At 65.1% G+C, this 8,594-nt stretch carries 7 protein-coding genes; 3 read left to right on the top strand and 4 right to left on the bottom strand.

From position 1 onward, the window contains the following. Window positions 1-647 precede the first annotated feature (647 nt). A complete protein-coding gene (locus tag AC6RA4_RS08790; protein WP_500159437.1) occupies window positions 648-2,402 on the top strand; it encodes an acetolactate synthase 3 large subunit in 1,755 nt (584 codons plus the stop codon). Window positions 2,403-2,512: 110 nt separating this feature from the next. Further along, window positions 2,513-3,076 (top strand): acetolactate synthase small subunit, encoded by a 564-nt coding sequence (ilvN, locus tag AC6RA4_RS08785; RefSeq protein ID WP_500159435.1) that lies wholly within the window; start codon window positions 2,513-2,515, stop codon window positions 3,074-3,076. A gap of 139 nt (window positions 3,077-3,215) precedes the next feature. On the opposite strand, the gene AC6RA4_RS08780 is transcribed toward ilvN, so the two are convergent. After that, window positions 3,216-3,587, bottom strand: a complete 372-nt coding sequence (locus AC6RA4_RS08780) for a hypothetical protein (protein WP_500159433.1) — start codon at window positions 3,585-3,587, stop codon at window positions 3,216-3,218. Window positions 3,588-3,840: 253 nt separating this feature from the next. On the opposite strand from AC6RA4_RS08780, the gene AC6RA4_RS08775 reads away from it, so the two are divergent. Then, window positions 3,841-4,638 carry a helix-turn-helix domain-containing protein gene (locus AC6RA4_RS08775; protein ID WP_500159431.1) on the top strand — a complete coding sequence of 266 codons (798 nt, stop codon included), beginning with the start codon at window positions 3,841-3,843 and terminating at the stop codon, window positions 4,636-4,638. Window positions 4,639-4,656: 18 nt separating this feature from the next. Here AC6RA4_RS08775 and AC6RA4_RS08770 read toward each other — a convergent pair whose 3' ends face one another. The 3 genes from AC6RA4_RS08770 to prfB form a co-directional block, all read right to left on the bottom strand. Next, window positions 4,657-5,463 carry a DUF2189 domain-containing protein gene (locus AC6RA4_RS08770; protein ID WP_500159429.1) on the bottom strand — a complete coding sequence of 269 codons (807 nt, stop codon included), beginning with the start codon at window positions 5,461-5,463 and terminating at the stop codon, window positions 4,657-4,659. A gap of 148 nt (window positions 5,464-5,611) precedes the next feature. Further along, window positions 5,612-7,045, bottom strand: coding sequence for a phospholipase D family protein (locus AC6RA4_RS08765; protein WP_500159427.1), 1,434 nt, complete (start codon window positions 7,043-7,045; stop codon window positions 5,612-5,614). A 203-nt stretch (window positions 7,046-7,248) separates the two neighbouring features. Continuing rightward, window positions 7,249-8,370 (bottom strand): peptide chain release factor 2, encoded by a 1,122-nt coding sequence (gene prfB, locus AC6RA4_RS08760; RefSeq protein WP_500159425.1) that lies wholly within the window; start codon window positions 8,368-8,370, stop codon window positions 7,249-7,251. Window positions 8,371-8,594 lie beyond the last annotated feature (224 nt).

Below are 8,594 nucleotides of genomic sequence, written 5' to 3'. Positions count from 1 at the left end.
TTGCCAAGGTAAGGGTCGGGCGTTCGAATCGCCTCGCCCGCTCCAATTTCTCCAGACCGAAAGACTGACAGACCGACGCTCCAGGCGGCTCCGGCACGATGCTGCGCACCGGTGTTTCCGGATCGCGCGCCCAGCGTCAGCCCCGCCCCAAGGACCAAGCCCCAAACCGCGACCCGCGCACGTGTTGTGGCGATTTCATTACCGCCGCGCGTCAGCGTTCAGCCCGGCGCGTGCGGGGTACGGCACGGCAGGACGGATCTCCCGCACAGCGCAGCCAGAGCGGCCGCACCGCCGACACCCGAAAGCCGACACGCGAAAAGGGTGAGCCTTGCTGCCCTATTTCGCAAAACGGCAAAAATCTTTCCGAAAATATCCTCAAACGCCGCCACCTCGCAACTTTCGCAAAAACAATCTCGCTGAATCGTCATTTTTTGGTGGTTTGCGAGGTTGACGCCCCCTCCCCATCCTCCTAATGTCCCGCGGCGCAATGAAGGAGTCCACAACGTGGATCGGCTGGTACTTATTGTAGGAAAATGGCGCATGGGCCGGTAACTCGGAACCATAATGGTCCCCCATGCGCCCCCGAAATCCTCGGGGGCTTTTTTATGCGCAAGACACATGAATGACGTCGTAAACGGAGACACGCGATGACACGTCAGATGACCGGAGCGAAAATGGTGGTTCAGGCCCTCAAGGATCAGGGTGTGGACACGGTATTCGGCTATCCCGGCGGCGCCGTTCTACCGATTTATGACGAGATCTTTCAGCAGAACGACATCCAGCACATCCTCGTCCGCCACGAGCAGGCCGCGGTGCACGCCGCCGAAGGCTACGCCCGCTCGACCGGAAAGGTCGGCGTGGCGCTGGTGACCTCGGGCCCCGGTGCGACCAACGCGGTCACCGGCCTCACCGATGCGCTGATGGACTCGATCCCGATCGTGGTGCTCTCGGGCCAGGTGCCGACCTTCATGATCGGCTCGGACGCCTTCCAGGAGGCCGACACCGTCGGCATCACCCGCCCCTGCACCAAGCACAACTGGCTGGTGAAGGACACCGCAGACCTGTCCTCGGTGATCCACCAGGCGTTTCACGTCGCCGCCTCTGGCCGCCCCGGCCCGGTGCTGATCGACATCCCCAAGGACGTGCAGTTCGCCAGCAGCGAGTACACGCCGAAGCCCAAGGCGCCGGTCGGTCACTACCAGCCGCAGGTCAAGGGCGACATGGAGACCATCACCGCGCTGGTCGAGGCCATCGAAAACGCCGAGCGTCCGATCTTCTACACCGGCGGCGGCGTGATCAATTCCGGCCCGGCGGCGAGCCAGCTGCTGCGCGAGCTGGTCGATGCCACCGGCATTCCGATCACCTCGACCCTGATGGGGCTCGGCGCCTACCCGGCCTCCGGCAAGCAATGGCTTGGCATGCTGGGGATGCACGGTCTCTACGAGGCCAACCTCGCGATGCATGGCTGCGACCTGATGATCAACATCGGCGCCCGCTTCGACGACCGCATCACCGGCCGTCTCGACGCGTTCTCGCCGAAGTCTAAGAAGGCGCATATCGACATCGACCCCTCCTCGATCAACAAGGTCATCAAGACCGACCTGCCGATCGTCGGCGATGTCGGTCACGTGCTCGAGGACATGCTCAAGGTGTGGAAGGCGCGCGGCCGCAAGGTCAACCGCGAGGCGCTGGCCAAGTGGTGGCGCCAGATCGAGGAGTGGAAGCAGGTCAAGTGCCTGACCTACAAGAACTCCGAGACCACGATCAAACCGCAATACGCGCTCGAGCGCCTCGAGGCGCTGACCAAGGGCCGGGATCGCTACATCACCACCGAAGTGGGTCAGCACCAGATGTGGGCGGCGCAGTTCCTCGGCTTCGAGGATCCCAACCGCTGGATGACCTCCGGCGGCCTCGGCACCATGGGCTACGGCTTCCCCTCCTCGGTGGGCGTGCAGGTGGCACATCCCGAGGCGCTGGTGATCAACGTCGCGGGCGAGGCCTCGTGGCTGATGAACATGCAGGAGATGGGCACCGCGGTGCAGTATCGCCTGCCGGTGAAGCAGTTCATCCTCAACAACGAGCGTCTGGGCATGGTGCGCCAGTGGCAGCAGCTGCTGCATGGCGAGCGCTACTCCTCGAGCTGGTCGGAGGCGCTTCCGGATTTCGTCAAGCTCGCCGAGGCCTTCGGAGCCAAGGGCATCATCTGCAAGGATCCCTCCGATCTCGACGACGCGATCATGGAGATGCTGAACCACGACGGGCCGGTGATCTTCGACTGCCTCGTCGAGAAGCACGAGAACTGCTTCCCGATGATCCCGTCGGGCGAGCCGCACAACAAGATGCTGCTGGGCGACGCCAAGGCCACCAACGCCATCGCCGGCAAGGGCGCCGTGCTGGTCTGACGACCGCCGCGACCGGGAAGAATTTTCGTCCGAAAATTCTTCCTGCCCACCTGCTCTACCCGGAGAATTTTCGGACGAAAATTCTCTGACCCGACCGGAAAGGAAAGACCATGTCCGCGCTACAGATCAAGAAGGGCTCGTCCAAGCACTCGGCCTATAACCTGCGCCCGACCTTCTCGGACGTGCAGGAAGCGCACACCATCACCGTGCTGGTCGAGAACGAGCCGGGCGTGCTGGCGCGCGTCATCGGCCTGTTCTCGGGCCGCGGCTACAACATCGACAGCCTGACCGTGGCCGAGGTCGACCACGAAGGCCACCTGTCGCGCATCACCATCGTCACCACCGGCACGCCGCAGGTGATCGAGCAGATCAAGGCCCAGCTCGGCCGCATCGTCTCGGTGCGCGACGTGCACGATCTGACCGCCGAGGGCAGCTCGGTCGAGCGGGAGCTTGCGCTGATGAAGGTCACCGGCAGCGGCGACAAGCGCGTCGAGGCGCTGCGCCTGGCCGATATCTTCCGTGCCCAGGTGGTCGACTCGACGCTCGAGAGCTTCATCTTCCAGCTCACCGGCGCGCCCGACAAGATCGACGCCTTCGCCGAGCTGATGCGCCCTCTGGGCCTCGTTCAGGTGGCGCGCACTGGCGTCGCCGCCCTGTCGCGCGGCACCAGCTGAGCGCCACACCCCACGCCTGACATGAGAGAGCCCGGGAGACGCATCGCCTCCCGGGCTTTCGCTTGAGCCGGACCGTCAAACGCAAAGACGCCCGACCTTTCGGGGATCGGGCGCGCTTGCGTGAGTGTTGGGTCGTCTGTCAGCTGGCGTGAGTGGCGTGCAGGGGGCCGGAGGGTGCGCCGCTATTGCGCCCCCGGAAAGGGATCACATTCCCGGTCTCGCAAGGCACCGTCGGGCCGGTGTTTCGGGATGCGTCAGCGTGGCGAAGCGCCTGAGCGAGACCGGGATAGTGATTCTGCGCCAGCCGTCGGGGATTTTGAGCCATGCGCAGGTTTTCCTCCTGCTTGAGATCGAATTCGATGAGATCCCCCTCATCGAGCGACACGCCGTCATGCACGCTCGCTGAGGCGTCGTGATAGAGGGCGAGGTCTCCGTGATCCTCACACCAAATGACGGCTTTCTGATCTTTGTGGTCCGCCCAGAGGACAACCCCGTACATCGTCTGCGACATTTTCACGTTCCCAACAATTCGATGTGAAACAGGGTGCAGCAAATCTGTGTCACAGCACATTGGGCGAAAAGTGTCTCTGGGTTGCATTTTGTGACGAATAAGCTAAACCTTGATGCGAAGCAGCGTCACCCTTGACGCTAATTGGCATCAATATGGGATTTTGCGTGTGATTTCGCCCATTTGACGCCAAGGTTTAGCCACAATCTCCCGGCGATTGGCGACAATCCGGATACAAGTTGAGCCACGTAGACACATGAACCAACGGAGTCCGGCCGAATTACGCAGCGTCTTTGGCGCGAATCTGCGTCAGCTCGGTCAAACTGCGGCGTCGGTATCACAACTATGCCGCGACCTCGGGATCAATAGAACTCAATTTAACCGGTATCTTGCCGGGGAGAGTTTCCCGCGTCCAGATGTTCTTCACCGGATCTGTACTTTCTTCGGCGTTGATGCACGGATTCTGCTCGAACCGGTCGGCGAGATTGGCAGCGACCCGAAAGGATTGCTGCATCACTCCTATATCAGCGATTTCGTCGGCGGCGGTCTGGTCATTCCGATCCCCGAAGAGGATTTCCCCTCCGGATTCTACCGCTTCTCGCGCGCCGCCTTCACCGATCCGGACAGCTTTATTGTCGGTCTGGTGCAGATCACCCGAAAGGACAACTTCGCTTTCCTGCGCGGGTTCGAACCGAAAGCGGCAATGGAGATGCACGGCATGTCCACCGATCCGGCGACCCGCGAATTTCGCGGACTGGTAATGCCGCAGGCCGAAGGACTCGCGATTCTCGTGAGTCGTCGCGACTCGGTCACAAGCTCGTTCAACTATCTGGCGCGGATCCCGGCACTCGCCAAGATCTACTGGGTCGGCTACACGCTGCGCACCACGCCCGAGAGCCCGACCGCACGACGGGCCGCCCGTCTGGTCTATGAGTATCTCGGCCATGACATGCACCAGGTGCTCGCCACCGCCCGCAGCGCCGGCTACGTGACCGAGGACAAGCTCCCCACCTTCCACCGCAAGCAGCTGCGCATCGGCGAGCCCTTCGTGTAGGCCCGACGCGGGTTCGCGTCAGGCCGCCACGGCCTCGCCCGGCGCATCCGGCGCCGCTCCCGACTTGATCAGGTCATAGAGATGCCAGGTCGCGTGCCCGAGCAGCGGCAGCACGAGGAAGAGGCCAAGGAAGGCCGGCAGCATCGCGAGGAAGGTCGCCACGGCGATAAAGGCCGCCCAGGCGAACATCACCACCGGGTTGGCCATGACGTACTGGAACGAGGTGATCATCGCGGTGACGAAATCGACCTCGCGGTCGAGCAGCAGCGGCAGCGCCAGCACGGTGATCATGTAGAGCAGCGCCGCAAAGCCCGCCCCCACCACCGAGCCCACGCCCAGCATCGTCAGCCCGTTGGCGCTGAGATAGACGTCATAGCTCGACGAGACGTTGGTCATCACCGACAGCCCGAGGAACAGCGCAAAGATCATGTGCGCGAGGAAGAACCAGAACAGGAAGACGATCACGATCACCGCGCAGATCGACGGCAACTGGCGCTTGGACTGGCGCAGGATGACGCTGAAGATCTGCATCCAGTCCATCGGCAAGCCGCGCTCGAGCCGGCGGCTGACCTCGTAGAACCCGACCGCCGCGAACGGCCCCAGCAGCGGAAAGCCGATCGCCGCCAGCACCAGCCAGTAGCTCTGCCCGGTGGCCCATGTGATCCAGCTCATCGCCAGCCCGGCGAGCACGTAGAAGCCGGCAAACACCAGCGCGAATCCCGGTGCCCGCGCCATGTCGAGCATGCCGCGGCGCAGCGCCTCTCTCAGCGTGTCGAATGTCACCTCTCCCAGCGGCGGCACGCCGTGCTCCGGTGTCTCGGTCATCCCAACCCTCCCTCTGGTGTGACCACTCCTCCGCCGGGGAGTGTAACCCGGAACCGGTGGCCGCACGCAAGATCTTTGCGCCCGGATCACCGGTACCCGGCCCGTCGCCGCCTTGCCGCGCGCCGTGACCGGCGCGAGAGAGGCGACCTCAGAGCTGGCCGCCGATCGGCACCAGCGTGTAGAGCCGGCTCATCAGCACGCGCCAGCGCGACAGGAAGGGCTCGCCCTGGTGCACCACCAGCGTCTGCGCGTCGCGCCGCTCGAGCCAGCGCAGATCGCCCTCCTCGTCAAGCGTGACGCGATAGGCGTTCTCCACGAGGCCCCGGCGGAACGCGTCCGCCGCCTCTCCGGCAAGCTTGGGGCTGTCGATCAGGATGCCCATCTCGGTATTGATCCAGACCGAACGCGGGTCCCAGTTGAACGACCCCACGAAGAGATAGCGCCGGTCGACCGCGAAGGCCTTGGTGTGCAGCGAGGACTGCGAGCTCTCGAGCCCGAGCCGGTCCCGGTCGGGCCGCGCGCTGTCGGCCCGCAGCTCCCAGAGCGTCACGTTGCGGCGCAGCAGCGCATCGCGCCAGAGCGCGTAATGGCCGTAGACCGACAGCACGTCGGTCGAGTCCATCGAATTGGTCAGAACGGTCACGTCAACGCCGCGATCCGCAATCTCCCCAAGCAACTCGACCCCGCGCCGGCGCGGCACGAAATAGGCGGACGAGACAAAGAGCTCGGACTGCGCGCCGGTGATATAGGGCAGGATCTGCCCGCCCACGGTGTCGCTGGCGCGCGCCGCGCGGCTGGATTTTTCCACCGGATCGGCGATCAGCCGCGCCGGAACCCAGTCGAGCGGGTTGCGCTGCCCCGGCACGAACGCCCTGCGCCCGGCGGCGAGCGCCGCGCCATAGGGCGTGCCCCGCGCTGCTGCAACGCGGGTCTCGAGCGCCGCCCGGGCCGCGGCCAGAGACATCCCGCCATCCGAGACCGCCGCCACCGGCACCGCCTTCTCGCTGTTCCAGTAATCGTCGAACTGCTCCGACACCGCGGCCGCCACCGGCCCCGCCGCAAGCAGGTCGAGGTCATTGTAATTGCTGTCGTCATGCGCGGCGAAATACTCGTCGCCGATATTGCGCCCGCCGACCAGCGTAGCGACGTTGTCGAAGGTCATCGACTTGTTGTGCATGCGCCGGTTCACCCGCAGGAACTCGAGCGCCGTCACCACCCCGCGCCCAAGCCCGCGCGGGAACGGGTTGAAGAGCCGGATCTGCACGTTGCGATGCCGCGCCAGCGCGGTCAGCATGTCGCCATAGGCCGGAGCGTCCATGTCGTCGAGCAACAGCCGCACGCGCACGCCGCGATCCGCCGCCCGCAGCAACTGCCCGACGAAAAGATGACCCGAAGGGTCGTCATGCAGAAGGTAGTACTGCGCGTCGATGCTGCGCTCGGCCCGCTCCGCCAGTCCCAGCCGCAGCGCCAGCGCTGTCGGGCCGTCGCTCACGAGCGCCACCCCCGAGCGCCCGTCGCCGGGATCGCCGAACGCCCGCACCTGCCGCGCCAACTGGGTGCTTCCGCTGTCCGCAAGGGCCATGCTCGGCGGTCTGGGAGGATCCGAACGCCAAGGCGCGGCGCATCCGGCAATGAGGGTCAGCACAAGCAGGCCCGCACCGATCCAGCCCTTCCGGTGCCCTGCCCCGAAAATTCCTCTGCCGCTCGCCCGCATCACCCTGCCCCCGGTCTTTTCCGGCAAGCCTAGCGGTGGCGTATCGCAGCGGCAAGCGCCCCGCGCGTCGCTCAGCCGGTCTGCGCGTCGGCGCGGCTCTTGCCGGCCGCCTTCTGCGCCAGCGTGGCCTCAAGGAAGGCGTCGATGTCGCCATCGAGGACGCCTTGAGCATTGCCTTTCTCCACCGAGGTGCGCAGGTCCTTCACCATCTGGTAGGGCTGTAGCACGTAGGAGCGGATCTGGTTGCCCCAGCCGGCATCACCCTTGGCTTCGTGCTGGGCGTTGATCTCGGCGTTGCGGCGGTCGAGCTCCATCTGATAGAGCCGCGATTTCAGGGCCTTCATGGCGATGTCGCGGTTCTGGTGCTGCGATTTCTCCGAGCTGGTCACCACGATGCCGGTGGGCATGTGGGTGATCCGCACCGCCGAGTCGGTGGTGTTGACGTGCTGGCCACCGGCGCCGGAGGAGCGATAGGTGTCGACCCGGATGTCCGAGGGGTTCACATCGATCTCGATATTGTCGTCGACCACCGGGTAGACCCAGACCGACGCAAACGAGGTCTCGCGCGTGCCCTTGCCGAAGGGCGAGATCCGCACCAGCCGGTGCACGCCGCTCTCGGATTTCAGCCAGCCATAGGCGTTGGTGCCGGAGATCTTGTAAGCCACCGACTTGATGCCCGCCTCGGCGCCCGCTTCCTCCGATTGCAGCTCGACCTCGTAGCCGCGCTTCTCGGCCCAGCGCACATACATGCGCTGCAGCATCTGCGCCCAGTCGCAGGCCTCGGTGCCGCCGGCGCCGGCATTGATCTCGAGGAAAGTGTCGTTGCCATCGGCCTCGCCGTCGAGCAGCGCCTCGAGCTCCTTCTGGCCGGCCTTCTCGGCCAGCGCCTTGAGCGCGGCCTCGGCCTCACCCACGACCTCGTCATCCTCTTCCATCTCGCCAAGCTCGATCAGCTCGACATTGTCCGACAGCTCCTGCTTGATCGAGCTGTAGGTCTCCATCGCGTCGACGAGGAACTGGCGGTCGCGCATCAGCTTCTGCGCCGCCTGCGGATCGTCCCAGAGGTTGGGATCCTCGACCCGGGCATTGAACTCCTCGAGCCGGTGCGGCGCGGTCTCCCAGTCGAGCCGCTGGCCAAGCAGGTCGAGCGATTTCTCGATCTTTTCGACGGTCTTCTGGGTCTCGGCACGCATGGCGGTCTCACTTCGGGAAAACTGTGGTCAGGGGGACATAGACCAGCGCCGCCTCCCCTTCAAGCGCCGGGCGCATCACTGCGCCCCTGCATCGCGCGACACGCGGCGCCTCCTCGGCCGCGTGCGCCGCCTCCTCGGCCTGCCCCGACCAACCGCGCCGCGCCCCCGTCTTCTCTGGTTCAAAAATACCTCGGGGGGAACGCGCGCGCCGCGCGCGTGGGGGG

It is taken from the genome of Salipiger sp., assembly GCF_059781815.1.
The sequence above is the reverse complement of the archived record's forward strand: the minus strand, read 5'-3'. Positions and strand labels throughout refer to the sequence as shown.

What these genes read in the sequence shown, in the direction of transcription:
- AC6RA4_RS08775 (WP_500159431.1), top strand. Translation starts at nt 3,841, where the DNA reads ATGAACCAACGGAGTCCGGCCGAATTACGCAGCGTCTTTGGCGCGAAT.
- AC6RA4_RS08780 (WP_500159433.1), bottom strand. Translation starts at nt 3,587, where the DNA reads ATGTCGCAGACGATGTACGGGGTTGTCCTCTGGGCGGACCACAAAGAT.
- ilvN (WP_500159435.1), top strand. Translation starts at nt 2,513, where the DNA reads ATGTCCGCGCTACAGATCAAGAAGGGCTCGTCCAAGCACTCGGCCTAT.
- AC6RA4_RS08765 (WP_500159427.1), bottom strand. Translation starts at nt 7,045, where the DNA reads ATGGCCCTTGCGGACAGCGGAAGCACCCAGTTGGCGCGGCAGGTGCGG.
- AC6RA4_RS08770 (WP_500159429.1), bottom strand. Translation starts at nt 5,463, where the DNA reads ATGACCGAGACACCGGAGCACGGCGTGCCGCCGCTGGGAGAGGTGACA.
- prfB (WP_500159425.1), bottom strand. Translation starts at nt 8,370, where the DNA reads ATGCGTGCCGAGACCCAGAAGACCGTCGAAAAGATCGAGAAATCGCTC.
- AC6RA4_RS08790 (WP_500159437.1), top strand. Translation starts at nt 648, where the DNA reads ATGACACGTCAGATGACCGGAGCGAAAATGGTGGTTCAGGCCCTCAAG.